Source organism: Ferruginibacter sp. SUN002 (assembly GCF_050611725.1).
In the GTDB taxonomy this organism is placed as follows: domain Bacteria; phylum Bacteroidota; class Bacteroidia; order Chitinophagales; family Chitinophagaceae; genus Ferruginibacter.
Window position 1 is genome coordinate 2,687,941 of the sequence record NZ_JBODJB010000001.1, and the last position, 24,785, is coordinate 2,712,725.

Here is a 24,785-nt window from a genome sequence, read left to right on the forward strand (position 1 = left end):
GGAAGTACAAAAGCTTAATCAGGGAACGAACCCGAAATCGGGGCGTAATCGATTTCGGGCCAATTTGGCGCCTGTCCCGATGACTATCGGGAGTTACTTTTTTGCGGGAAAAAAGTAACAACTACATTTCAAAAAATAACAATCTTCCATTGTATACTTCAAACTAATAATCTTCAACCAAATACATAATTTTTCTGTCCAACTGCTTTAGGTTAATTTTGCAAAAAAAATTACCTAACCACCATGGATCTAAACCAACTTACAGCCATCTCCCCTATTGACGGTCGCTATCGCAAGCAACTTCAACACTTAGATGAATATTTCAGCGAATTTGCCCTGATCAAATACCGGGTATTGGTTGAGATAGAATATTTTTTGTTTTTGGGAGAAAAGAAGTTCTGTAAGATACCGGTTTCTATAAAAAATCATTTACAAAAAGTAGCTGAAAATTTTTCTCTGGAAGACGCTGCCTGGATAAAAGAAACAGAAAAAATAACCAACCATGATGTAAAGGCTGTTGAGTATTTTTTAAAAGCTAAACTAGATGAATGTAAGGCTGAACATTTAAAAGAATGGATCCATTTTGGTTTAACATCACAAGACATTAATAACACTGCTATCCCTTTGAGTTGGAAACATGCTGTGGAGTATGACTATCTCCCTGCCATCATCAACCTACAGACTGCCATAGAAAAATTAGCTGTTCAATATAAAAATGTACCGATGCTTGCCCGTACACACGGACAACCGGCTTCTCCTACCAACTTGGGAAAAGAATTAATGGTTTTTGTTGAGCGACTGGAAAATCAAATTCAACTTTTCAGCTATATTCCTTTCACAGGAAAATTTGGAGGTGCAACAGGAAATTTCAATGCTCACCATATAGCCTACCCGAAATACAATTGGGTAAAATTTGCTAATGAATTTTGTGAAGAAAGATTAGGCATTCAAAGACAACAATACACTACGCAGATAGAACATTATGATACCTTGGCTGCTCATTTTGATGCTATCAAACGTATCAATACGATCCTTATAGATTTGTGTAGGGATATCTGGTCTTACATAAGCGTAGATTATTTCAAACAAAAAACAAAGAAAGGGGAAATAGGCAGCAGCGCCATGCCGCACAAAGTAAACCCTATTGATTTCGAAAATGCAGAAGGCAACCTTGGTATTGCAAACGCAATACTGGAGCATCTTTCAGCAAAACTACCCATATCAAGATTACAAAGAGACTTGACCGACTCTACTGTATTGCGTAATATCGGCGTTCCGGTTGCACATACCATTTTATCGATCAGATCAATAGAAAAAGGTTTGGGCAAATTGGTATTGAACGAACCAAAACTAAAAGAAGATTTGGAAAATAATTGGGCCGTTGTTGCAGAAGCCATTCAAACTATCTTACGGAGAGAAAATTATCCGCAACCTTATGAGGCATTAAAAGATCTTACTAGAGGTAAAAACAAAATTGATAAAAAGACCATTCATCAATTCATCACCAAACTAAAGGTCAGTACAAGTGTAAAGAAAGAATTAAAACTGATTACACCATACAATTATACAGGCATTAATCTGTAAATTACCTCCATAAAAATAACACATGAAAGCTTCTTACCTCCTTAGTCTTGCAGTATGCTGCTTACTGGCAACTAACGCTGATGCACAAAAGAAAAAAAATCGTAAAAAAGATGCAAATAAAGTCGACAGTGTTGACCTGTCGAAATTCTCACCTCCTAGAATTGTGAAGGATGAAGATGTAAGTGATGTTGGCATGCCTGCACAAGAAGCCGTTGCACCTCCTCCGGATATTTCAGAAGCCTCTATATCAAATGCCCCCTATTCTTACGACGCTCCGAAAACTAATTCATATGCTATGGACGTGGCTCCTGTAGAAGACAAAGTAGAGATCAGTGACTATAATGCCCCTGCTCAAAAATCTGTTTTTGATAAAAAGGGGAAATACAATCTTGTTTTCATTGGAGGCTCTTATTACAGTGAAGCAAAATATGGCATTGCCGATACTTCAGGAAAAACCATTTTACCTATTGTATTTAAAGAAATTAAAAATACTGATGACGGTGTTATAGTAAAACTCGGAAAATTATACGGTTTGCTTGACAATGATTTTAATGTACTTATTCCTGTTGAGTATGATTATTTCTCCCCTGTAAAAGGAAGAAAATGCTTTATTGTAGGCAGCACTTATGGAGGCAAAAGATTGGTCGATAGAACAGGAAAGCAATTGGTACCGGGAGATTTTTATAACATATACGATATAAACAGTTCATATAGCAACGGAGCAGATACAGCCCAATGCCTTTCATTTTCCAAAAAATCTTATGGGTCTTCTGCCATTTACAGTTTGGCTGAAAAGAAATTTATGACAGACTTTACAATCATCAGTTCCGAACGTTTTGATGGAGGATTTGTCTTAAAAGAAAGCAAAGGCACACGAATTTATGATCGTAAATTTAAACCACTTACCAACGAAGTATATGACCAGGTAAGTAATGCAGATTACAGAGCATTGATCGTTACCATAAAAAATAAAAAAGGATTATTATCTAATGCCGGCAAATATATTTTGCCTTGCGAATACGATGCCATTGAAAGTACCAACAGCTATAGTAGCAGTGTTGGAGCATATATTGCTCGAAAAGGAACACAAGCTTTTGTGGTCGATTATCTTGGTAAAAATCTTCTTGGTGAGGTATTCGATGCAGTAACACTTTCTTCTGCATATCAATCCAATCATCTTTTAGTAAAAAAAGGAACAAAAACAGGTGTTAAAGACATTTTAAATCACACCATTTTACCAATCGAATTCGATACGATCTATTATGTCAATGCAAAGTATATTGCAAAAAAGGGCGATAAACTTTCAGCTTACTCAACGTCAACCGGAACCCTACTGAATACGTTAGATTATAATAAGATCGAAGACCTTAACTCAAACTACAAGCTTTATTACAAAAACAATAAAGCAGGCCTCATGAGCAGCTACCTTGAAATATTAACCGAACCATTGTATGATAAGATCGAATTAATGACTACCGATTATTATTATAGCAGCAGCAGCAGCGATGACCGTTTCAGGGTAACCAGCTCCGGCAAAATAGGCATCATATCCAAAACAACAACAATAGTACCTGCTATCTATGATAACGTTGTTAAATTACTAAAAGAGACCTACCTCGTTAGATTGAACGGTAAATATGGCCTGATCAACGGCTCAAGCAGAAAAATCATTGCACCCTGCAAATATGATTTTATTGGTCAGGATGGTTATAGTGAATACAGATTTATTTGTGTAGAAGGCAATACATCTACCATCGTCAGCACCTACTAATTCTCGATTAAATATAACTACTGTTGCTTTTGCTTGTTTAAATAAGTAAAAGCAACAGTATCTTTATATAGGGCATCATTTTTGTACCTTTCAGCCACCGATGAAAAAGCTACTTTTTTTTATTGCCTTCCTTATGCAATACTGCTACGGACAAGTAGCGTCCATAAGTGGTGTCATCAACCAATATACGCCCATTCAAAGTATACTTTCCTGCGACAATGGCATTCGTGTAGATGATGTATCAGCATTTAAAATTGGCGACACCGTTTTAATGATACAAATGAAAGGTGCCGCATTCGATTCCTCCAACAGCAGTTCTTTCGGTACGGTTACAGACTATAGAGAAGCAGGCAATTATCATTTCAACTATATTCAAAAGATATCCGGCAATATCATCTATCTAAAAAATGTGATCCCCGAAAAACGATTTGATCTTCCCGATGGCATTGCTCAATTAGTAAGAGTACCTTTTTATACCAATGCGCAAGTTTCGGGTACACTTACCTGTTTGCCTTGGAACGGCAGTAAAGGAGGCGTACTTGTTTTTAATGTACAAAACAATTTACAACTAAATGCTCCTATCGATGTAAGTGGAACAGGATTTAGAGGTGGTGCTATCAGCAATAACCCCGATGGTAATTGTGGAACAGGCTCGCCGGATTATTTTTATCCTTTAACACAACCCGGTTCTGCATGGAACAGTGGTGGTGCACAAAAAGGTGAAGGCATCGGCAATATTACCGATGCAAAAATGGCCGGCAAAGGTGCTTTGACAAATGGCGGTGGCGGTGGCAATAAACACAATACAGGTGGCGGTGGTGGTGCAGGTTACGGCAATGGTGGACGTGGTGGTAACGAGTTGGCCCAATGTATTGCTGCAAGTAATGGCGGCATTGGCGGTAAAAATTTATCCGGTGCCGATCTCACTAAAAAAGTTTTCATGGGTGGTGGCGGTGGCAGTGGAGATGATAATAATAGAGTAGGTACTGTTGGTGTCAATGGCGGCGGTATCATTATTATAAAAGCGGCAAGCATAACTGCAAATGGCCAAAGCATCATTGCTGATGGAGCAAGCCAGTTAACAGATGCAACCGGTATTGCAGATGGTGCTGGCGGTGGCGGTGGTGGTGGCACCATCTTATTGTTCACTCCTATCCTCAACGGAAATTTTACTGTACAAGCCAACGGCGGTAATGGCGGCAATCAAAATCCCGATGTAGAATGTGCAGGGCCCGGCGGCGGTGGTGGTGGCGGTTATATTGCCGTGCAACAAAATAGCTTACCCGGTAACGTTAGCTTTAAAGTTTCAAGAGGTACAGCCGGTATCGTTAAAAAAAATACACTCAGTTGTTTTAATACAACCTATGGTGCTACTGATGGAACAGACGGTTTGGCTACACCTAACCTTGCCCCGATCATTGATAGCCCTGTTTTTAAAAAAGATATCGATCTCGTTGGCATTATACCTACAAGAAAAGAATGTACTTCGTTTGACTTTGAAGGTTTTGCCCACACAAACGAAAAAGAGATCATTGAATGGACCTGGACCTTCGGTGATGGTGCTACCGGCAGAGATAAATTCACATCTCACACTTACCTCAAGCCCGGCTCATACAATGTGCAGTTAGTGGTGAATAATGGCATCTGCGGAGAATCTGCCGATATTGTTGTATCAACCTTAGATACAGTAAAGATAGAAGCTCAAAAATCTAACGATATTGATTGTGCACATCAAACAGCCGGGCTATCGGCAACGGGTGGTTCGGATTATATCTGGACCCCATCCAAAGGACTCAATGACACTACCATTGCCAACCCTATCACCCGTATTGAAGAAACAACACAATATATTGTTCAGGGGAAAAACACAGAAACAGGTTGTTTCGGTTTTGATACGATCGTTGTAAAAGCCGATTTCGGCACCCTTTACCCAATGTATATACCCAATGCATTTTCTCCTAACGGAGATGGACTCAATGATTGCTATCGCATTTTTTATGAGGGACCTGTAACCAAACTGGATTTCTTTATTTACAACCGATGGGGCAATGAGGTTTTTCGTACAAACGATATTCATGCCTGCTGGAATGGTGTTTACAAAAACAAACCTGCCGACGAAGCCAACTATGTTTATTACGTTAAGCTAACGAATGACTGCAGAACAATTGTTGATTATGGGAATTTGGTGTTGGTGAGATAGTTCTTAGTTTATAGTTTTTAGTTAAACAGTATAATTAATAGAAACGTATTATCGATATTAATGCTCTCAACTAAGAACTAAAAACTATGAACTATGAACTAAAAACTACTTATGCACCTCACTCGTAAAATGAAACTCAATATCCGGATTATTTTGTCTTTCCGTATTTAAGAACCACTCACTTTGTGCCAGGTAAACCAGGTGTCCATCTTTATCTTCCGCAATATTTCCCTGCTTGAATTTAATGAAGTCGTTTAGTTTTTTAGGGTCATTGCTCGTGATCCAGCATGCCTTAAAAAACGGCAGACTATTCATCTGCACAGCTGCCCCATACTCTTGTAAAAGACGGTATTGAATAACTTCAAACTGAAGTTCACCTACACAACCAATGATCTTTTTTGTACCACCAAACTGAGTGAACAATTGAGCTACACCTTCATCAGTTAGCTGCAAAAGCCCCTTTTCTAACTGCTTGGTTTTCATAGGATCTTTATTCTGCACCTCTTTAAATATTTCAGGTGAAAAAGAAGGTATCCCCGTGAAGTAAAACTTTTCTCCTTCGGTCAAAGTGTCACCAATTTTAAAGTTACCTGTATCAAATAAACCCACCACATCTCCCGGAAAAGCCTCTTCAATAACATCCTTCTGACGAGCCAAAAAACTGTACGGATTACTGAAGCGAAAATCCCTTTCCATCCTCACATGATTGTAGTATTTGTTGCGTTCAAACTTGCCACTGCATACCCTTAAAAAAGCAATTCTATCTCTATGCTTTGGATCAAGGTTGGCATGTATCTTAAAAATAAATCCACTGAATTTATCTTCCTCAGGCTTAACATCTCTTAAAGTAGTATGCCTTGGTCTCGGTGTTGGAGCAATACGAATAAAAGTATCCAGCATCTCCCTAACCCCAAAATTATTGACTGCACTACCAAAAAACACAGGAGCAGTTTTACCGGTCAGGTAATCATCAATATTCAATTCGCCATACACACCATCTATCAGTTCAACATCTTCTCTCAAAGTAGCCGCATCTTTCTCACCTACTTTAGTATCAAGTATAGAATCATTCAGGTCATTAATTTCAAGCACATCCTCATCGTTTGCTTTTGTACCGGCAGTAAACAATACCAAACTCTTTTTATGCAGATCGTACACCCCTTTAAAATCCTTACCGCTATTAATCGGCACGGTCATCGGGTGAAGATTGATCTTTAATTCATTCTCTATCTCTTCCAACAGATCAAAACGATTCTTCCCATCCCTATCCATCTTATTAATGAAAACGATCACCGGTGTATTACGCATGGCAATAACTTCCATCAATCTTCTTGTCTGCGCCTCTACCCCGTTCACACTATCAATAACAAGCACAACACTATCCACTGCCGTTAGCGTTCTGTAAGTATCCTCCGCAAAATCCTTGTGCCCCGGTGTATCCAGCAGATTGATCAAATGCCCGTCATACTCAAAGGTCATTACCGAAGTAGCCACACTAATACCCCTTTGCCTTTCAATCTCCATGAAATCGGAAGTGGCATGTTTCTTTATCTTATTGCTCTTAACCGCACCCGCTGTTTGAATGGCCCCACCAAATAACAGGAATTTCTCCGTCAAAGTGGTTTTACCGGCATCCGGGTGACTGATAATGGCGAATGTTTTGCGTTTGTTTATTTCGTTGATATACTTCATTACTATTACTGGAATTCAGGCCGCAAAGGTAAGGGTTGAACGGCTGATTTGGTAATTTCATGATGTGCCGATGTGCTAATGTGCTGATATGCTGATGTAAAGCTGTACCTATTTCGTGAAGTGCCCACACTTTCTCATTTCTTATTTCTTATTCCCTATTTCACATTTTTTATCCTTTTTAAGCATCCCCCATATAACAAAGCCCGGCATTGGTTTCCGGCTATCCGTTCCAAGCCTTCTCCGCCTGCGGCGGATCAGGGCTTTCCACTCCTATCCGGGCTATGCTCAGCAACAAAATATCACTGAGCTTTTTAGGGCAGTTACATAAATCATACTATATTAGTGTCATTGACTTGACTTAGTATCGATGATGAACAAGTTAGCAGCTATATCAATTACACCTAATCTTCGTAAATGATTTTTTTTAAAAACCTTTTTGGCTCAAAGCAGAAATCTAAGCCAAGCGAAAGTCAACAATCTCAAAATAGGGTTATTGAAATTAGAAACTCCACTAAATTTGATGGACTAGATCATGATTTTATTGATTTACTTTATTTTATTACACAAGATGAGAAAATTGTCTTTGTAACAAAACTGCTTGAAATTATTGAAGAATTGGGTATTACTAAGGAGACGCTCAGAACTGAATTCATGGAGAGTTTTACAAATTATATCAACTCAAATGAAATCGACCTTCCATTTATAGCTGAGCTATTTAATTTTCATAACATAACTGTGACAGTATCGGTACCTGATGAAACAATAATTGAAACAAGGGAAGGTTATACTGAAATACGTGGGAAAGAAAAACTCCAACATTACTACACAGCAATAAGATTAGCATCGTATAACTTACAAGTTAAAGCCGACAATCAAATTCAGAATATTGCAGATGAAGAAAAACTCATTTTGGATAGTCTTTCTGATCGCCATAAAGACTTTGCTAGGATAAACATTTTTCTTCAACTAGGCAAAAGCTTTAAACTGCAAAAAAACTTTGACAAAATGGGGCATTATTATGATAGCATTTTAACAGACAGTTTTGATTTAAGTCAAAATACTGTAGCCGATTTCATAAGAGTTGCCGGCGAGGATTTCTATCAATTGGGCAAACTAACAGAAGCATTAAAATATTTTAAAAAGGGACTTGAGCTAAATCCAAAATTGGGCGTAAAAAAAATTGTTGCTGAAATCGAAAAGAAAATAAATGATTGAGCTTAAAATACAGCTGCTAACATTTCGTCGTTTCACCATTGTTGGTCTCCCCCTACCTACCGAACTAAATTAACTAATTACCCCAAGCACCGTTGTTGCTGCAATACCAACAAAAGCAAAATTGAATACTAATAACATCTAACCGTAGCAGAAATATCTTCTTAAGCACTAATTTCAAGCTTATATCCCTTACCACGTATAACAGCAATATTCACATTCGGATCTGATTCAAGTTTTTTTCTAAGTTTTGATATGAACATATCAAGACTACGGCCTACAATAACACCCTCATCTTCCCATATCTCTTTTTGTAAACGGCTTCGCTCTATTGCCTCGTTGGGTGACAACGCAAAAATGCGTAGTACACGGGTTTCGGTTTTGGTCAGTTCAATGCTATTCCCATTTATCATCAATTTACGAGCCGCCGTATCAAACAACATCGACCCCAAAGTAAACACATCAGCATGCCGCACCTCACTTGCTACTACATCAGTATTGCTACCTTCAGGCAAAGCCTCCCGCTGCTTAACCGATCTAAAAACAATAAATCCAACCAATCCTAAAAATGCCAGGCCACCAAGCAAATATTTATTCTTTGTCGTAGTTATACCCGTTGGTTTAAATTTAATATTGATCATGTAACATCCTGTTGGTTGCTTTCTTCCTATACAGGCAATAATATCATCTTTCTTATTTTTTGATATAGCATATCCATAAGCTACACTGTCATTAGCGCAGGTAACCACATTAACAACATAATCACTGGCAAGCGGGTCTTTGGCCAATAATCGTTGAGTAGTATTCACCAGAAATTCAGGTTGAAAACTAAGATCATTTTCAAACCTGATCTGATATTCATTTTCGGCTATTTTTTTTACCGGAAGTACCCGTGATACACTGTCGCCTGATTGCAATAATATTTCATGTCCGATCCTGCGGAGCAAAACCTCCCTCCTGGCAATATCAAACTCGTCATTGCCAACCATACCGAAAGCCACACAGATCAGAGAGATAAGCACAAGCAGTGACAATCCAAATAGGTATTTATGTTTCCCCCGCAGGAGATTTCCTCTATCAAACATAATGTCAAGATAATATTTACAAAGTTTACGCTTTTATTTACAATACTTGCTCTCTGTTTGAAAATTATCAAGGTATTTTTGAAGCATCAACTTTAAAGGGGTACAAAAAATAAAAGAAATACTTTAAACAGATCTGATTTATAAGGGAATAGATCTATGCTAATTAAAACAACAAAAAATATGAAAAAAATTATCTATGCGCTCATCTTATCGCTGGTTGTGGTAAGCGGACTATTATTCGCAAATTTAGCAATCAAAAATGAAACGTCTAAAAAAACAAACCCAAAGCCACTCTCTGCTGCCGAAAGACAAGCTGAATTGAAAAAATGGGAGGCCACCCCCGAGGGTATGAAGTACAAACAATGGGAGGCATCTCCCGAAGGTAAAAAAGTGTTTGCCGCCGAAGCTAAAATAAGGAGGCATATAAGCGATTCTTCCAATATGGAGGCTGTTATTACATCTCTTTCGCTTCCGCCGGGCTCACGATTAGGTTTTGGAGTAATGGCCAACATAAATGGCGAGGAATATATTCTCATGTTTTCACCGGAAAAATCTCAACTTGAGCAATTGCAAAGTCTGAATGTTAACGACAAAATAATTATTAGAAGTCATGCCGTATCACATGCGCCTAAGTACTCATATCCAATCGTATCCGGCGACTATGTAGAACGAGATGGTAAAGTCATTTTTAAACGTATACCTCAAAAGGGTGGTTGTTGAGTAAATAAATTGTGAGAGATACACAAACGTGTAAATGAATGTCTTTGTTGGTTAGACGGCCAAGAAAGGCATTCACTTTAGTTAAATCATTAAATTTGTTTTGTTGAAATATTTACAAAGGCAAAACTACAACCTATGCATAAGTATCTTTTTTTCCTCTCAATCCTAATGGTAATATCTTTATCCGCTATCAGCCAATCCAATCCATCTGAGGAAAAAGTAAAAACTATGCTATGCCACAAATGGAAGGCAGTTTCAATTGAAGTTCAAGGCGAAAAAGAGCTTCCAGAGGAAGACCTAATCATTACTTTCTTAATAGACGGGACTTTTATCGATTCGCAAGAGGGTACTAAACCAAATAAAGAAAAATGGGAGTATAATCATGAAAAAATGACTATAACAACGGGAGATGTAAAAAAGAAAATCTTAACTATTAATGAACATGAGCTAAGACTTAGCACCAATATAGCTGATGAAATTATGATCGTGACATTAAAGCGTGTTGACTAAATTTTGCAATTGCAGTTATTCCCACTCCACCGAACCCAACTAAGCAACCATCACAAAATTCATTAAATCATTAAATTTGTTTGGCAGAAATACCAACAATGGCAAAAAGCTCAATCAATAAGAATGTTATTACTTTCAAATATACCCTCCGCCATAAGCCTGCTCCAAATAAGATTGAATAAAAAATAATTATCTTTAGTAAAACTAAAACATCCGTTATGAAATCGATATGCTTACTTCTGGTAATGACGTTACCTTTTTTTACCATGGCACAAAACTCACCTTCGAAAGATTCTGCTGCGTATTATAGATGTGAGCTTGCCAAATTATGGCACAAGTACAGAGACTCGATGTTACGATCAGAAGAGTATGCATCATTAAATGCAAAACTCAACAATTTGCCTGTAGACAAGCGAAAATATGTTTCCTTTAATATGTTCGCCGATGTTGTTCATAACGATTACAGCAAATTCAATCAGTCTATTACTGCTGCCGGTTTTACCGAATTAGAACCTATCTCCTTTCGTTTTGGCTGTGGCATTACTGTCAAAAGCAAAAGAAACATTCATGATATCGGCTTCTTTTCAGTAGGATTAAAAAATCAAGCACAAAGGGGCAACGAAACCATTAAGTCCTTTTTCTCTAATGTAATGCAATACGATTACGGCTTCGATCTCTTACAGTCAAATGCAGTAAGCATTTATCCTTATGCAGGGCTTTCAATCAGAGCATCTATGTTACGTTATGAACAACCAATGCAAATAAACCCCGGTACAACTAATATATCCGATCTTGTAATTCCTAATGGGTCGGCATATTTAAGTTCTACCAAAATCGGCTATCAAGCAGGCCTCGGCATAGATGTTACTGTTAGCAATTTTAATAATTCCAGAGGTTCAGTTATACTTTTTGCAAAAGGCGGAACCAACGGCCCTATAGGCAGAGAAAGATATAAAACAAACGATAGTGATATCACTTACAATTATGATATACGTCATGCAGATTGGATGATTACCTTCGGTATCAAGTTTGCAGGAAGAGATTAGTTGGCTATAGTTGTCAACTGTGATATAAGCTGTTTGTCGAGTTATCAAAAACAAAACCAATGATCAAAGGCATTTACGAAACACATATCAACGTAGAAAATTTAGAACGCTCCGTTGACTTTTACAAAAATGTATTAGGACTTGAACAATGTAGTTACGCTGATGATCGAAGAATTGCTTTTTTCTGGGTAGGTAAACCCCGTGAATATATGTTGGGCCTTTGGGAAAAACCCAAATCAGAAATTGTAAGAATGCACTTTGCTTTTCGTTGTGATAAAGATGATATACTAAATCGATCCGTTGATTTTCTAAAAGAAAGAAATTTAAAGCCTTATAATTTTTTGAAAGATGGCACCGATCAACCAATGGTCTTCGCCTGGATGCCGGCACTTGCAATTTATTTTGATGACCCCGATGGACATTGCCTTGAATTTATTTCAATTTTAGATGGCGAACCAAATGAAGCACTCGGCATCATCACTTATGAAGCATGGCAAAATCATCTTCAACAACACCCAAACACCTGATCTATTAACCAAAGCTCCACACATGAAATTGTATTCAGGAATTATTGCATTGATGTTAATGCAAACTTCATTTGCACAATCGGTAACAGAAAAAACGATCATCTATTCAGAAAAAGTAAAAGACAGTTTTGAATTATATGTTTCTACACCGGCTATTATTGAAGACCTCAAGACCTATAATGTGGTGTATTACTGCGATGCCAATTTAAAATCCGGAAGAAAATTAAGAGAATTAATTAGCTCTGATACTTATAAAGAAAAAACTGCGAATACTATTTTTGTCGGCGTGGGTCATATCGGTAATTTTCATGTTTTAAGAAGAAGGGATTATATATTACCCACTATCAAAAATGGAGACACTCTTGCCCGTGATGAAAAATACGGCCACATTGAAGATTTCTATCAATTCCTAAAAACGGAATTGATCCCAAAAATAAACTCCAAATACAGAACAAACAACGAGAACAATTCAATATTAGGTCATTCTCTCGGAGGCCTATTTGCTTTTTATTGTTTGTTTAAAAACGAAACGCTTTTCACAAATTATTACGCATTGAGCCCTGCATTATGGATAGACCATTACAACATTTATGAATTCAATAAACTCGATTCAGGAAATATTAATGAAAGACATTTATATTTTTCTACAGGCGGAAGAGAGGTTATGAATCATATAAGAAAAGGCACAAACAGAATGAATAAATTCCTCAATGATAAAAAATATGATCAATTAATGTATAGGTACGATATACATAAAAGAAAAACACATAATGCTCAAGTACCGCTTTCATTAGATTATATCTTAAAACAACCTTGACATTGAATTTTATCCATACAACTAATTTTGCTTTCGCACATATTTTGTTAGTATAACGATCAATTGGCCTTCTATCTTCCCTTCAATTTGTTCAGTATTGTCATCAACTAAACGAATATTTTTTACTACAGTTCCCATCTTTGCATTTAAGGAAGATCCCTTTACATCCAACGACTTTGTAAGCACAACGGTATCTCCGTTTTGTAATAAATGTCCATTTGCATCTTTATGCAGATCAACACTTGCATCACCTTCATGATCCCCTGCGGCTCTTGCCCAGGCGAGCCGCTCATCATCGAGATACATCATGTCCAAATTTTCCGCAGCCCAGCTTTCATTTCGCAAACGATTCAACATACGCCATGCAACAACTTGTACACCCGGAACTTCACTCCACATAGATTCTGACAAACAATTCCAATGGCTGCTCTGCAACTCAGCTCTCTTTTCAATTTGTGCTTTACAAGTTTCACAAACTAAAATGCAGTTTTCTTCATTTTTTCCAGATGAAGGCGGCACTTCATAAATTGAAAGCTCTCCCACAGCTTTACATAACTCACACTTATTTTCGCTACGCCCTTGTAATATTTCCTCTAATTTCATATTTGCTTTTTTTACTTACCAGTGTATATTAAAAAATAAGACATCTTAAACAGATGTCTTACTCATCAGAATTTATTTTATAATTATTTCGAATGAAAATATTCTACCGCCAGTGCATAACCTTTTAATCCTAAGCCACTGATCACACCAACACTTTTACCCGATACATGAGATAGCTTTCTAAAATCTTCTCTCCCGAAAATATTTGAAATATGAACTTCTATCACAGGAGTTTTAATTGCAGCAATTGCATCTCCTATTGCCACAGAAGTATGTGTGTAAGCAGCTGGGTTAATGATAATACCATCGTAACTGAACCCCAGCCGTTGTATTTCATTCACCAACTCCCCTTCTACATTGCTTTGAAAATAATGAAACTCAATAGCAGGATATTTACTTTTCAAATCTTCAAAAAAAGTTTCAAAGGTTTGAGCACCGTAAATACTCGTTTCTCTTGTTCCTAATAAATTTAAATTTGGGCCGTTGATGATCGCTATTTTCATGGCTTAATTTTTTGATGCCGTTTTAATGTCTCCAAAGATACACTCTACAGTGTAATCCAAAGGCTCGTAATATTTTTTTAAAATACTTATAATTTGCTCTTCAGATTGTTTGATATATGCCTGATTGGTAGTTAAAGTATTAAATGCCTGTTGATACAACTGTTTTTGTGCATTGCTTAAATCGGCAATGGTAGTAGTAGCAAATAAACCTGTTTGATTCATGGTTTCCAACTTATCTAATCTTAATTGTAAACTAAGTAGTTTACACCGTGGTAAATAAACCTGAATGGTTTTACCTTTTGTATCGATCTTAGCTTTTTGATCTTTTAACGCTACGCCGTACTTGGCTTCGTAAGGCAATGTAACCAGCAATGTGTTTTCAGCTAAATAGTTTTTAAACTTATTCCAAAAGCCGGCATTCTCATTGGTATTGGTGAGTTTTACTGTTGTGGTACCTGCAACTGATAATGAAGAAAGCTCTGCAATTTGCTGCACCAGATTTACATTCTGTACTACCGTTGTGGTTAGGTGATCGCTTCCGTTCTTCTTTCCTAAAAAATAAGCAGCTGTACCAAATAACAATACCAATACAACAAATACAAACGACTTACTCATGGCGACACATTTTAGTTTTGCTGTATCAAAGCTATGAAATCGTCAAACAAATAACGACTATCGTGTGGACCCGGTGTAGCTTCGGGATGATATTGTACTGAAAAAGCAGGTTTACCTTTAATTCTGATCCCTTCAATTGAATCGTCATTCAAATTAAGATGTGTGATCTCAACATTCGATGAAGCTCTGACTGCATCAGGATTTACGCCAAACCCATGGTTCTGTGTAGTGATCTCACTTTTGCCTGTGATAAGATTTTTTACCGGATGATTCAACCCTCTATGCCCATGGTGCATTTTAAAAGTTGGAATATCATTTGCCAATGCCAGCAACTGATGGCCCAAACAAATACCGAATAAAGGTTTGTTGGCAGCTAAAATTTGTTTCACTGTCGTAACAGCATAATCCATTGGTTCGGGATCACCGGGGCCATTGCTAATGAAATAACCATTTGGTTTGAATTCCTGCAAGGTTTCAAAACTTGTTTTTGCATTATGCACTTTTACATAAGCTCCTCTTTCTACCAAACAATTTAAAATATTTTTCTTTACCCCGAAATCCAGTACAGCAACACGTAATTTGCTGTCGGCATTTCCTAAGTAATAAGGTTCTTTTGTTGAAACAACAGATGCTAATTCAAGCCCACCCATTGATGGCACTTTAGCCAATTCCGTTTTTAATTTTTCTACTTCTGAAATTTCAGAAGAGATGATACAGTTCATTGCACCTTCTCTACGTACATGTGCTACCAAGGCTCTTGTATCCACGTCATCAATAGCAACAACATTTTGCGTTTCGAAATATTTTTGCAACGAATCATCAGCCATAAAACGGCTGTATTGTTCTTCCAGATTTCTGCCGATCACTCCTTTCACTTTTACACTATCACTTTCAACATCTACAGCTTTCACACCATAGTTGCCAATATGCACATTGTTCATGATCAGTACTTGTCCGTAGTAACTCGGATCAGTAAATACTTCCTGGTAGCCTGTCATGCCAGTATTGAAGCATATTTCACCGGTTGTAGTGCCAATTTTACCAAAGGCTTTACCGTAAAAAACTGTACCGTCTGCTAATAATAAGATCGCTTGTTGGGGAGAATTTGTTGGAGTCATTTTTAAAAGATTATGCAAAGAAACGTATTCAATTTCAAAATGGATGAATAAATTTTTCACATCTAGATCAAAACTTACAGAATTAAAAAATTTGCAGAATTAAGGCAATTACAAAATAACAAATGCTCAATAAATACATTTTATTCATAAAAGTTGCAATTCAAAAAATTCTATAATTCTGAAAATTCTGATAAATGCATAAAAAAAACTCCGATACGAATATCGGAGTTTTTATATTTTATAATTTTTTCAAATTATGCTTCTGTTTTCTCTTCAGCATCAGTTGCGCTTGCTTCTTCCGCTTTTACCTCTACCGCTTCTTCAACAGCAGATGTATCGGCTTTCTTTTTAGCACCACCGCTACGTCTTGTTTTCTTAGCAGGCTCTGCAGCAGCTACAACAGTTTTACCGTAAATTTCATTGAAGTCAACTAATTCGATCAATGCTACTTCAGCATTATCACCAATTCTTTTACCCAATTTAATGATACGAGTATAACCACCCGGACGACTTGCTACTTTTGGAGCAATTACAGTAAACAATTCTTTTACTGCAACTTTATCATTCAAATAGCTGAACACAATACGGTGATTGTGCATGATCGCTTCTTTGCTTTCTGTAGCTTTTGTTTTAGTAATGATTGGCTCGATGTAAGTACGTAAAGCTTTAGCTTTAGCCAATGTTGTAGTAATTCTCTTATGAGCAATTAATTGACAACCTAAATTCATAAGCAACGCTTTTCTGTGAGAAGCCGTTCTGCTTAAATTGTTGTTTTTGTTTCCGTGACGCATGACTTTGTTGTTTTAATTCGGTTGTACCGTGTCAGGATTTACAACCTACTGATTATTGAAATGTGCTAATGTGCTAATGTGCTAATGTGCTAATTAATCAGCACTTCAGCACATCAGCATATCAACTAATTATTCGTCGTCTATTTTCAATTTGCTCAAATCCATTCCAAATCCTAAACCTCTTTCGTTTAGTACTTGTTCGATTTCGCTCAAAGATTTTTGACCGAAGTTTCTGAATTTCATTAAGTCTTCTTGTTCGTATTGAACCAATTCGCTTAAAGAATTGATCTTAGCTGCTTTCAAACAGTTGAATGCACGTACAGAAAGATCAAGATCTTCAAGTGGTGTTTTCAATACTTTACGTAATTGTAAAGTTTGTTCATCTACTAAATCTTCTTTCTTATCTTCTTTAGTATCGAAAGTGATATTTTCATCAGTGATGATCATCAAATGCTGAATTAAGATACGGCTAGCTTGTTTAACCGCTTCTTCCGGATGGATAGTACCATCAGTAACAACTTCCATGATCAATTTTTCGAAATCCGTACGTTGTTCAACACGAGTGTTTTCAATGTTGTATTTAACGTTTTTGATCGGAGTATAGATCGCATCTACAGCGATGTAACCAAAGTGAGAACTTTTTTCTTTATGTTCTTCAGCAGGTACATAACCACGGCCTCTTCCGATAGTGATCTCGATATCTAATTTAGCACTGTTATCCATTACACAGATCACCAGTTCAGGATTCATTACTTCAAAAGAAGGTGAAGCCTCACCGATCATACCGGCAGTGAATTCAGTTTTATTTTTGATAGACAAAGTAACTTTTTCTGTTCCGATATCACCTTCAACTTTTTTCTTAAAACGAACTTGTTTAAGGTTAAGGATGATTTCAGTAACATCTTCAGTAATTCCTTTGATGGTAGCAAATTCGTGATCTGCTCCAACAATATTGATACCGATAATGGCATGCCCTTCCAAAGAGTTTAATAATACTCTACGTAATGCATTACCAATGGTTACACCGTATCCGGGTTCTAACGGACGAAATTCGAATTGAGCTTCAAAATCATTCGCTTTCTGAAGAACAATTTTATCGGGTTTAACAAAATTTAAAATACCCATATGAGTGTGTGTTATTTGTTTTAAAATTTCTGACCATAGGACCATGGTCAATGGTCTATTGAATATTACTTGCTGTACAATTCCACGATCAATTGTTCCTTAATATTTTCAGGAACGCTTTCTCTTTCTGGATAAGCAATAAAAGTACCTTTTACTTCAGTTTCGTTAAAATCGATCCAGTTGAATTTTACATTTTTAGGACGAACAGCTCCTGTAATAGAGTTATTCACCGCACTTTTGTTTTTCAACCCGATAACATCTCCCGGTTTCAAAGAAAAAGAAGGAACGTTTACAACTTCACCGTTTACAGTAATGTGCTTATGACTTACCAACTGACGAGCAGCTTGACGGCTTGGAGCAATTCCTAAACGGAATACTGTATTATCTAAACGAGCTTCTAATAATTTAATTAAGTTTTCGCCGGTTACACCTTTACGACGAGCAGCCTCATCAAAAGTTTTACGGAATTGTTTTTCTAACAAACCGTATGTGTATTTAGCTTTTTGTTTTTCACGTAACTGTAAAGCGTACTCGCCTAAAGTTTTACGTTTACGGTTTGCACCGTGCATTCCCGGAGGGTTGCTGTTTTTAGTCAACCATTTACCATTACCGGTAATAGGTTCTCCGAAAATTCTGGAGATCTTTGTTTTGGGGCCTGTGTAACGTGCCATAATTGTTAATTGATTTTTTAGTTACAGTGCATCATCGTAAAAATCTAAAATTTAATGATACACCCTTGTTAATAATTATTTTATATTGAATATTGCAGGTTTAATATTTCTTTCAATTTCTGTCGGACTTTACAATCGCAAAAAAATATTAAATATTAAATCTAAAATATTAGATATTATACTCTTCTTTTCTTTGGAGGACGACAACCATTATGTGGTAATGGAGTAACGTCTTTGATCATATTGATCTCTATACCGTTTTGTGATAAAGAACGGATAGCGCCTTCACGGCCGCTACCAGGACCTTTTACAAATACATCTACTCTTTTCAAACCTGCATCTGATGCAACTTTTGCAGCATCAGCAGCAGCCATTTGAGCAGCATAAGGTGTATTTTTCTTACTACCTTTAAAGCCCATTTTACCTGCACTAGACCAAGAAATTACTTGACCTTGTTTGTTGGTAAGACTGATAATGATGTTGTTGAAACTAGCAACGATGTGTGCATCTCCGTAGCTATCTACTTTAACTACTCTTTTTTTTGCAGCTGCTTTTGCGCTGTTTTGTGCTTTCGCCATAAAATTTAATTCTTAGGTAATCTTTAAAAATATTCCCTGATCTTCATCAGAGCTGAACCAACCCTCCTGCCGGCTTAAGCGATCTGGCGTTTGTTCAAAAAATACAAGCCTTATTAATGAAAAACGAAAAGTGAAAAATTAAAAATGAAGTATATTTTTCATTGTTAGTTTTTCACTTTTCACTAATTATTTCTTAGCTACTTTCTTTTTACCTGCAACTGTCTTACGTTTACCTTTACGAGTACGACTGTTGGTACGAGTACGCTGACCACGAAGTGGCAAACCTTTACGGTGACGCAAACCACGGTAACAAGCGATATCCAACAAACGTTTAATACTCATTTGTACTTCACTACGTAAAGCACCTTCAGTTTTAAATTCGCTGTTGATGATATTACGGATAGCCGTTTGTTCATCATCATTCCACTCATTTACTTTTTTATCAAGGCTAATATTAGCTTTGTTTAAAATGTATTGAGCTGTACTACGACCAATACCATATATATAGGTAAGTCCTATTTCGCCTCTTTTTTGTTTTGGTAAATCTATACCGGCAATACGAGCCATAATTTGTTATTTGTTATTTGTTATTTGTACTTAGTGTATTCGTTTAATTAAAATGTTACTAGGTAATGGTGTTTTCAACTATTAACTATTAACTATTAACTAATTACCCTTGTCTTTGTTTAAAACGAGGATTCTTTTTGTTGATTACGAACAACACACCTTTTCTGCGAACGATCTTACAATCAACACTTCTTTTTTTAATGGAAGCTCTAACTTTCATTGTTTTGTTTTTTATTTATATCTAAAAATAATTCTGCCTCTGGTTAAATCGTAAGGACTCATTTCAACCCCTACTTTATCTCCAGGTAAAATTCTGATATAATGCATACGCATTTTACCGGAGATAGTTGCCAATATTTCGTGGCCGTTTTCAAGCTTAACTTTAAACATAGCATTGCTTAATGCTTCTAAAATTGTACCGTCTTGTTTAATGAGTGCCTGCTTAGCCATATAATTTTGGGCTGCAAAGATACAAAGAATAATTTGATTATCACAAAAAAGATGAGGATAAATGCGCTAAAATTGGCATTTTTTCAGTAAAAAGACCCACATTGGGTTAAAAAATGGGGATAACCGGGCAAAAATTACCCGGTTATTGTTGAAAAATAGGCAAAAATTTGCTCAATAAAGATCAATAGGCTTCTTCATTTAAGTGCACTTTGGTCATTTCGTAAAAATGATTCTGTAATTGGTGTACACTTATAGGGTTATTTACTATCCTCCGTTCATCTCTGTACCATATCTCCATTTTTGAAAAATCTCCTTTTACAGGCAAAAGCATCCTAAAAGCACCTTTCATATACTTAACCGATCCATCTTCGTTTTCCTGTTTGCTAAACTTTAAATTTGTCAGCTGATCTTCGTCTAATGCAATCGGGCTCAGTTGCTCCGTTTCAAACCAAAACTCCTGCGTACCATTATCCACACACACTTGCTTTTCGTTGTTGTTAAGGTCTGTTACTTCTCCCCGAATTTTGTCTCCGTCATTATCAGCGATCAAATAGTCGCCTACTCTAATTTCTTGAAATTTTATCATGGCTAATCGTTTTTATGGTACTCCAATTTAATATTTTTTCAGAACAATTAAAAAATTGTTTTTGTAAATAAAAAAAGCCGCATCACTGCGGCCTTTCAATTTTTTATTATCGTCTACAAATTATTTATTCAATATAAATTCTACCCTACGGTTTTTCAACCTTCCTGCTGCTGTTTTATTGGGTGCAACCGGATTCTCTGCTCCAAAACCATCTGCAGTTATGCGGCTTTCGTCAATTCCTTTTTTAACCAGATAAGCTTTGGCTGCATTGGCTCTGTCTTTAGATAATTGTAAATTCTTATCGGCACTTCCAACATTATCAGTATAGCCGTTGATCTCAAGAGTCAATTCAGGATCGGCTTTTAAAACTTTAACTACATTGTCTAATTGAACAAATGATTTTTTAAGAATAACAGATTTGCCCGTTGCAAACTGAAGCCCTTTAGCAGCAGTACTTATTTTTTTAAGCACATCTTTTTTAATGTTAGCAGGCTCTTCTTTTTTGATCGTTTCTTTTTTGATCTGCGGACAGCCGAAATTAGCTTTATCTCCGGCTAAGCCCGGACATTTATCTTCATCATCATTTACACCATCATTATCCGTATCCGGTACAGGGCAACCTTTGTATTTTGCAGAACCGGCTACAGTCAAACATTCATCAAGTTCATCGTTTACACCATCGCCGTCTGTATCAGGTATCGGGCAACCGCTATACTTCATCAATCCTGCTGTTGTAACACATTTATCCAATTCATCATTTACACCATCCCCATCTGTATCGGGAATAGCACATCCATGATACTTTATTGATCCCGGAATGGTTTTACAACTATCCATTTCATCATTCACACCATCGCCATCCGTATCAGGTACAGGGCAGCCATTGTGTACAAATAATCCTGCTACACCCGGGCATTTGTCGTTGATATCTAAAATGCCATCACCATCTGTATCCGCTGCAGCTACTTTTACAGTATCCATTACTTTGATTATTTCAACCTTTGTCTCTGTTACTTGTTTTACGTCAGCAGCTTTTGGAGTTTCTTTTTCATCTTCTTTTTTACTTGCTTTACGTTTTACTACTTTTTTCTTGTAAACAGTTTCTTCAACAACTGTGGTGGTTTTAACCGGCACTTTATCTTTCTTTTTCAACCCGCCAAAACGTAAACCAAAATGTAGGTCTGCTTGTTTTGACTTACTGGTTAATGCACTTAAAATACTTCCTGAACCAATGAACACCGGACCAACTCTTAATGAAACACCAGCAGTAAAACTTGATAATTCATTATACGTTAAAGGTACGCTTACACCGAATCCTCTTCCCTCATATCTTGGAATGAGAGAAATATTATTGTTATAATAAGCTGAGTATTTATCTTCTTTCTTAGCAGCATTTAACTGACCATTCAGTGCCACATATAATCCTTTATGTACATTATAATCAATACCGAATTGAATATTGGTTGGAAGCGATGCTTTATAACTTGCCGCAACAGCAGCAAGATTTGTAAAGTAAGGACTACCATCTAAATAAGTTTTTATTTCTTCGATAGATTTTCCTTCAAGATCCTGCGGATACCATTTTTGAACATTGCTGATGTTAACGCTGTAAGAACCTGTCCTGTTTGCATCGGGAGTATATTTGATCGTTCCCATATCCATCAATGATAAAGCAATTTTGTATTTATACTTATTTGGATATTTTTCTGTGATCACGTCACCATACGGACGGTATTCATAAGCAAACCCAATGTCAGCGCCAAAACCACTGCTTTTAAATTTAGTCAGATCAGAAGCTTCAAAGTCATCACTGATATTCACTCCACTTATGCCAACAGATACTGCACCCGATGCATTGGTAATATATGTATCACCAAAAACATCTTCATCGGCAGTGCCTGTAAAATTTGAAATATTAGCATGCGTATTGGCAACACCTGCCAAATATTTTAATGTAACACCTCCTTTTAGGAAATGTTTGTTTTCGTTATACAATACCTGTCCTAATGAAACACCAAAATCGGCCCAGCCATTCACCACAATTTTTTGATTAGCGTCGCTGCTTAAAGTAAGGGGTAAAGATCCACTAAGATTGTTATCAATACTTTGAATCAATTTTCCATCAAGATCTTTAATGTTTGCCAGTGTTCTTACACGGGTAGTAAGTGCCAAAGAGGTCTTGGAGTTGATATTAAATAGTACTGAAGGGCCGAATACATCTATATTAGCCAAGGCACTGGTATTTTTTGCACTGCTGCCAAATAAAACACTGTCGAGATCTTTACCAAAAGCATCTCCGATATTTTTAATACTGAACGATGCGTTGTTATTACCCACTCCCGCATGAATGCCTATCAGATTGAAATCCCAGCGATAACGGCTATCTGCAATATTTGCCGGATTAAAAAATACACCGTTGACGCCTGTATAATTTCCCGAACTGTAGCCCGGGAAGGATTGTGAGAAACCAATTGCAGTAACAGCAATCAGCATCATAAAAAGAAGACTCTTTTTCATAATAGTTCATTTTAAGTTTACATCTGGTTCTGCGATAGACAATACAATTTAATAAATAGTTGCATATTGCTATAACTTTATAATAGAAATACTACTAATAACCTACTAATCGATTTTGGTTTGAAAAGAATAGGATTACTCTCCGACACCCATCATTACATTGATGAAATAATATTGGATCATTTTAAAGATTGTGATGAGATATGGCATATTGGTGATTTTGGAACGATTGATATTGCCGATAAAATTATTGCTGTTAAACCATTGAAAGGTGTTTATGGTAATATTGACGGCAATGACATCAGAAGCATATACCCGGAACAGTTAGTTTTTATGTGTGAGGAAGTGAAAGTAATGCTGCGACATATTGGAGGATATCCGCCTAAATATAATCCCGAAACAAAAAAAGAAATACTAACGCACAAACCGCAACTATTCATTTCTGGGCATAGCCATATTTTAAAGATCATGTATGATGAAAAATTGCAATGCCTGCACATGAACCCTGGAGCCGCCGGCAAACAAGGTTGGCATAAAGTAAGAACTATCATTCGATTTACTATCGACGGAAAAGACATTAAAGATTGTGAGGTAATAGAATTGTAAATTTTGCAAATACTAAACATTCTACAACGTATTTTTGCAGCATGAAAAAAATCGTCAATATTTTATTTTTAGGTCTGCTGATAATGGCTTGCAACAATTCAAACAGCAATTCTGCAGCAGTTGCATTACCGGAGGTAGAAAAGAATTTGAAAGCTGACATCGAAAAATATCCGGATTCGGCCAAACTAAAAGACAGCCTGATCAATTACTATACAATCAACGGAAATTACTCTCAGGCAATCGCCGAAATAGATAAGTTTATAAAAAAAGATACAGCCAATGCCGTTTGGTGGGATACTAAAGCTCAATTATATTTTCAAAATAATGACACGATCAACAGCATTAAAGCATTGGAAAAAGCGGTAGAGATCAATGCCGATCCTGAGTACATTATTTCTTTAGGTGCAGCATATGCACAGGCGAGAGACCCGAAGGCGCTTACAATGTCTGATGCGTTGTTGTTAACACCAACCGCAAGAGCCCAAACCTATGCCATTTTCATTAAAGGTTTATATTACAACAGTGTTAGTGATTATGCAAAAGCTATCCCATATTTTGATGAATGCATTCGCAGTAATTATATTTTCATGGATGCATATACCGAAAAAGTAATTGCATTGCTAGGAATGGGTAAATATAATGATGCCCTAGGGGTTGCAAAAAAAACAGTAACAATATCAAATACATATCCTGATGGCTATTATTGGATGGGGCGTTGTTACGAAAAATTGAACGATAAAAACGAGGCCATAAGAAACTATCAAGCCGCAATTGAACTGGCTGCTCAAGTTAACGATGATTATATCTTAGCCAGAGATGCTTTAGGTAAACTTGGTGTTAAATAGTTATAATGCTGTCCCGGATAAAAATCGTAATTTTAAAGATCAAAAC

At 36.7% G+C, this 24,785-nt stretch carries 26 protein-coding genes; 11 read left to right on the forward strand and 15 right to left on the reverse strand.

Translation table 11 applies throughout. The features are described 5' to 3' along the window. The first annotated feature begins 243 nt into the window (after positions 1–243). From purB to ACQ33O_RS11640, 3 genes are all read left to right on the forward strand, one after another. Entirely contained in the window at positions 244–1,584 is a 1,341-nt protein-coding gene (purB, locus tag ACQ33O_RS11630) for an adenylosuccinate lyase (protein WP_430995757.1), read from the forward strand. Positions 1,585–1,606: 22 nt separating this feature from the next. Continuing rightward, the gene (locus ACQ33O_RS11635) at positions 1,607–3,355 is read left to right on the forward strand and encodes a WG repeat-containing protein (protein WP_430995758.1); all 1,749 of its coding nucleotides are present in this window, start codon (positions 1,607–1,609) and stop codon (positions 3,353–3,355) included. Positions 3,356–3,455: 100 nt separating this feature from the next. After that, positions 3,456–5,555, forward strand: coding sequence for a gliding motility-associated C-terminal domain-containing protein (locus ACQ33O_RS11640; RefSeq protein WP_430995759.1), 2,100 nt, complete (start codon positions 3,456–3,458; stop codon positions 5,553–5,555). Positions 5,556–5,660: 105 nt separating this feature from the next. Here ACQ33O_RS11640 and ACQ33O_RS11645 read toward each other — a convergent pair whose 3' ends face one another. Further along, positions 5,661–7,247, reverse strand: a complete 1,587-nt coding sequence (locus ACQ33O_RS11645; RefSeq protein ID WP_430995760.1) for a peptide chain release factor 3 — start codon at positions 7,245–7,247, stop codon at positions 5,661–5,663. Positions 7,248–7,661: 414 nt separating this feature from the next. Between ACQ33O_RS11645 and ACQ33O_RS11650 the strand changes: the two genes are divergently transcribed. Further along, complete coding sequence (locus ACQ33O_RS11650; RefSeq protein ID WP_430995761.1) at positions 7,662–8,462, forward strand: hypothetical protein; 801 nt, start codon at positions 7,662–7,664, stop codon at positions 8,460–8,462. A gap of 161 nt (positions 8,463–8,623) precedes the next feature. Here the strand turns inward: ACQ33O_RS11650 and ACQ33O_RS11655 are convergent, their stop codons facing one another. Further along, positions 8,624–9,493 carry a winged helix-turn-helix domain-containing protein gene (locus ACQ33O_RS11655; protein ID WP_430995762.1) on the reverse strand — a complete coding sequence of 290 codons (870 nt, stop codon included), beginning with the start codon at positions 9,491–9,493 and terminating at the stop codon, positions 8,624–8,626. 231 nt (positions 9,494–9,724) lie between these two features. Between ACQ33O_RS11655 and ACQ33O_RS11660 the strand changes: the two genes are divergently transcribed. The 5 genes from ACQ33O_RS11660 to ACQ33O_RS11680 all read left to right on the forward strand — a co-directional run bounded on the left by ACQ33O_RS11660 (position 9,725) and on the right by ACQ33O_RS11680 (position 13,164). Then, on the forward strand, positions 9,725–10,264 hold the full coding sequence (locus ACQ33O_RS11660) for a hypothetical protein (RefSeq protein WP_430995763.1): 540 nt from the start codon (positions 9,725–9,727) through the stop codon (positions 10,262–10,264). A gap of 135 nt (positions 10,265–10,399) precedes the next feature. Continuing rightward, positions 10,400–10,774 carry a hypothetical protein gene (locus ACQ33O_RS11665; protein WP_430995764.1) on the forward strand — a complete coding sequence of 125 codons (375 nt, stop codon included), beginning with the start codon at positions 10,400–10,402 and terminating at the stop codon, positions 10,772–10,774. A 218-nt stretch (positions 10,775–10,992) separates the two neighbouring features. Then, the gene (locus ACQ33O_RS11670; protein WP_430995765.1) at positions 10,993–11,820 is read left to right on the forward strand and encodes a hypothetical protein; all 828 of its coding nucleotides are present in this window, start codon (positions 10,993–10,995) and stop codon (positions 11,818–11,820) included. Between the two features lie 59 nt (positions 11,821–11,879). Then, positions 11,880–12,347, forward strand: coding sequence for a VOC family protein (locus ACQ33O_RS11675; RefSeq protein WP_430995766.1), 468 nt, complete (start codon positions 11,880–11,882; stop codon positions 12,345–12,347). Further along, positions 12,304–13,164 (forward strand): alpha/beta hydrolase, encoded by an 861-nt coding sequence (locus tag ACQ33O_RS11680; protein WP_430995767.1) that lies wholly within the window; start codon positions 12,304–12,306, stop codon positions 13,162–13,164. The genes ACQ33O_RS11675 and ACQ33O_RS11680 overlap by 44 nt, the downstream gene beginning before the upstream one ends. Before the next feature lie 21 nt (positions 13,165–13,185). Here the strand turns inward: ACQ33O_RS11680 and ACQ33O_RS11685 are convergent, their stop codons facing one another. The 13 genes from ACQ33O_RS11685 to ACQ33O_RS11745 all read right to left on the reverse strand — a co-directional run bounded on the left by ACQ33O_RS11685 (position 13,186) and on the right by ACQ33O_RS11745 (position 23,288). Beyond that, entirely contained in the window at positions 13,186–13,767 is a 582-nt protein-coding gene (locus ACQ33O_RS11685; protein ID WP_430995768.1) for a PhnA domain-containing protein, read from the reverse strand. Positions 13,768–13,850: 83 nt separating this feature from the next. Further along, positions 13,851–14,270: a type II 3-dehydroquinate dehydratase gene (gene aroQ / locus ACQ33O_RS11690; protein ID WP_430995769.1), complete on the reverse strand. Its 420-nt coding sequence runs from the start codon at positions 14,268–14,270 to the stop codon at positions 13,851–13,853. Positions 14,271–14,273: 3 nt separating this feature from the next. Continuing rightward, complete coding sequence (locus tag ACQ33O_RS11695) at positions 14,274–14,885, reverse strand: DUF4230 domain-containing protein (RefSeq protein ID WP_430995770.1); 612 nt, start codon at positions 14,883–14,885, stop codon at positions 14,274–14,276. Between the two features lie 11 nt (positions 14,886–14,896). Then, on the reverse strand, positions 14,897–16,003 hold the full coding sequence (gene carA / locus ACQ33O_RS11700; RefSeq protein WP_430995771.1) for a glutamine-hydrolyzing carbamoyl-phosphate synthase small subunit: 1,107 nt from the start codon (positions 16,001–16,003) through the stop codon (positions 14,897–14,899). Positions 16,004–16,257: 254 nt separating this feature from the next. Continuing rightward, positions 16,258–16,794, reverse strand: a complete 537-nt coding sequence (gene rplQ, locus ACQ33O_RS11705) for a 50S ribosomal protein L17 (protein WP_430995772.1) — start codon at positions 16,792–16,794, stop codon at positions 16,258–16,260. A 129-nt stretch (positions 16,795–16,923) separates the two neighbouring features. Beyond that, positions 16,924–17,919 carry a DNA-directed RNA polymerase subunit alpha gene (locus tag ACQ33O_RS11710; protein WP_430995773.1) on the reverse strand — a complete coding sequence of 332 codons (996 nt, stop codon included), beginning with the start codon at positions 17,917–17,919 and terminating at the stop codon, positions 16,924–16,926. Between the two features lie 65 nt (positions 17,920–17,984). Then, positions 17,985–18,590 (reverse strand): 30S ribosomal protein S4, encoded by a 606-nt coding sequence (gene rpsD, locus ACQ33O_RS11715; protein ID WP_430995774.1) that lies wholly within the window; start codon positions 18,588–18,590, stop codon positions 17,985–17,987. Between the two features lie 176 nt (positions 18,591–18,766). Beyond that, the gene (rpsK, locus tag ACQ33O_RS11720) at positions 18,767–19,168 is read right to left on the reverse strand and encodes a 30S ribosomal protein S11 (protein WP_430995775.1); all 402 of its coding nucleotides are present in this window, start codon (positions 19,166–19,168) and stop codon (positions 18,767–18,769) included. Positions 19,169–19,354: 186 nt separating this feature from the next. Continuing rightward, the gene (gene rpsM / locus ACQ33O_RS11725) at positions 19,355–19,735 is read right to left on the reverse strand and encodes a 30S ribosomal protein S13 (protein WP_430995776.1); all 381 of its coding nucleotides are present in this window, start codon (positions 19,733–19,735) and stop codon (positions 19,355–19,357) included. A gap of 103 nt (positions 19,736–19,838) precedes the next feature. Further along, positions 19,839–19,955, reverse strand: a complete 117-nt coding sequence (rpmJ, locus tag ACQ33O_RS11730; protein WP_229760652.1) for a 50S ribosomal protein L36 — start codon at positions 19,953–19,955, stop codon at positions 19,839–19,841. An 11-nt stretch (positions 19,956–19,966) separates the two neighbouring features. After that, positions 19,967–20,185, reverse strand: a complete 219-nt coding sequence (infA, locus tag ACQ33O_RS11735) for a translation initiation factor IF-1 (RefSeq protein WP_229760653.1) — start codon at positions 20,183–20,185, stop codon at positions 19,967–19,969. 181 nt (positions 20,186–20,366) lie between these two features. Continuing rightward, positions 20,367–20,771, reverse strand: coding sequence for a hypothetical protein (locus ACQ33O_RS11740; protein WP_430995777.1), 405 nt, complete (start codon positions 20,769–20,771; stop codon positions 20,367–20,369). A gap of 120 nt (positions 20,772–20,891) precedes the next feature. Beyond that, positions 20,892–23,288: a DUF5723 family protein gene (locus ACQ33O_RS11745; protein ID WP_430995778.1), complete on the reverse strand. Its 2,397-nt coding sequence runs from the start codon at positions 23,286–23,288 to the stop codon at positions 20,892–20,894. Between the two features lie 120 nt (positions 23,289–23,408). Between ACQ33O_RS11745 and ACQ33O_RS11750 the strand changes: the two genes are divergently transcribed. Then, positions 23,409–23,894, forward strand: a complete 486-nt coding sequence (locus ACQ33O_RS11750; RefSeq protein WP_430995779.1) for a metallophosphoesterase family protein — start codon at positions 23,409–23,411, stop codon at positions 23,892–23,894. A gap of 41 nt (positions 23,895–23,935) precedes the next feature. After that, complete coding sequence (locus ACQ33O_RS11755) at positions 23,936–24,739, forward strand: tetratricopeptide repeat protein (RefSeq protein ID WP_430995780.1); 804 nt, start codon at positions 23,936–23,938, stop codon at positions 24,737–24,739. Positions 24,740–24,785: the final 46 nt, after the last annotated feature.

Bases quoted from the DNA above. Each gene is read 5' to 3' on its own strand.
- purB (WP_430995757.1), top strand. From the start codon at position 244: ATGGATCTAAACCAACTTACAGCCATCTCCCCTATTGACGGTCGCTAT.
- ACQ33O_RS11635 (WP_430995758.1), top strand. From the start codon at position 1,607: ATGAAAGCTTCTTACCTCCTTAGTCTTGCAGTATGCTGCTTACTGGCA.
- ACQ33O_RS11640 (WP_430995759.1), top strand. From the start codon at position 3,456: ATGAAAAAGCTACTTTTTTTTATTGCCTTCCTTATGCAATACTGCTAC.
- ACQ33O_RS11645 (WP_430995760.1), bottom strand. From the start codon at position 7,247: ATGAAGTATATCAACGAAATAAACAAACGCAAAACATTCGCCATTATC.
- ACQ33O_RS11650 (WP_430995761.1), top strand. From the start codon at position 7,662: ATGATTTTTTTTAAAAACCTTTTTGGCTCAAAGCAGAAATCTAAGCCA.
- ACQ33O_RS11660 (WP_430995763.1), top strand. From the start codon at position 9,725: ATGAAAAAAATTATCTATGCGCTCATCTTATCGCTGGTTGTGGTAAGC.
- ACQ33O_RS11665 (WP_430995764.1), top strand. From the start codon at position 10,400: ATGCATAAGTATCTTTTTTTCCTCTCAATCCTAATGGTAATATCTTTA.
- ACQ33O_RS11670 (WP_430995765.1), top strand. From the start codon at position 10,993: ATGAAATCGATATGCTTACTTCTGGTAATGACGTTACCTTTTTTTACC.
- ACQ33O_RS11675 (WP_430995766.1), top strand. From the start codon at position 11,880: ATGATCAAAGGCATTTACGAAACACATATCAACGTAGAAAATTTAGAA.
- ACQ33O_RS11680 (WP_430995767.1), top strand. From the start codon at position 12,304: ATGAAGCATGGCAAAATCATCTTCAACAACACCCAAACACCTGATCTA.
- ACQ33O_RS11685 (WP_430995768.1), bottom strand. From the start codon at position 13,767: ATGAAATTAGAGGAAATATTACAAGGGCGTAGCGAAAATAAGTGTGAG.
- aroQ (WP_430995769.1), bottom strand. From the start codon at position 14,270: ATGAAAATAGCGATCATCAACGGCCCAAATTTAAATTTATTAGGAACA.
- ACQ33O_RS11695 (WP_430995770.1), bottom strand. From the start codon at position 14,885: ATGAGTAAGTCGTTTGTATTTGTTGTATTGGTATTGTTATTTGGTACA.
- carA (WP_430995771.1), bottom strand. From the start codon at position 16,003: ATGACTCCAACAAATTCTCCCCAACAAGCGATCTTATTATTAGCAGAC.
- rplQ (WP_430995772.1), bottom strand. From the start codon at position 16,794: ATGCGTCACGGAAACAAAAACAACAATTTAAGCAGAACGGCTTCTCAC.
- ACQ33O_RS11710 (WP_430995773.1), bottom strand. From the start codon at position 17,919: ATGGGTATTTTAAATTTTGTTAAACCCGATAAAATTGTTCTTCAGAAA.
- rpsD (WP_430995774.1), bottom strand. From the start codon at position 18,590: ATGGCACGTTACACAGGCCCCAAAACAAAGATCTCCAGAATTTTCGGA.
- rpsK (WP_430995775.1), bottom strand. From the start codon at position 19,168: ATGGCGAAAGCACAAAACAGCGCAAAAGCAGCTGCAAAAAAAAGAGTA.
- rpsM (WP_430995776.1), bottom strand. From the start codon at position 19,735: ATGGCTCGTATTGCCGGTATAGATTTACCAAAACAAAAAAGAGGCGAA.
- rpmJ (WP_229760652.1), bottom strand. From the start codon at position 19,955: ATGAAAGTTAGAGCTTCCATTAAAAAAAGAAGTGTTGATTGTAAGATC.
- infA (WP_229760653.1), bottom strand. From the start codon at position 20,185: ATGGCTAAGCAGGCACTCATTAAACAAGACGGTACAATTTTAGAAGCA.
- ACQ33O_RS11740 (WP_430995777.1), bottom strand. From the start codon at position 20,771: ATGATAAAATTTCAAGAAATTAGAGTAGGCGACTATTTGATCGCTGAT.
- ACQ33O_RS11745 (WP_430995778.1), bottom strand. From the start codon at position 23,288: ATGAAAAAGAGTCTTCTTTTTATGATGCTGATTGCTGTTACTGCAATT.
- ACQ33O_RS11755 (WP_430995780.1), top strand. From the start codon at position 23,936: ATGAAAAAAATCGTCAATATTTTATTTTTAGGTCTGCTGATAATGGCT.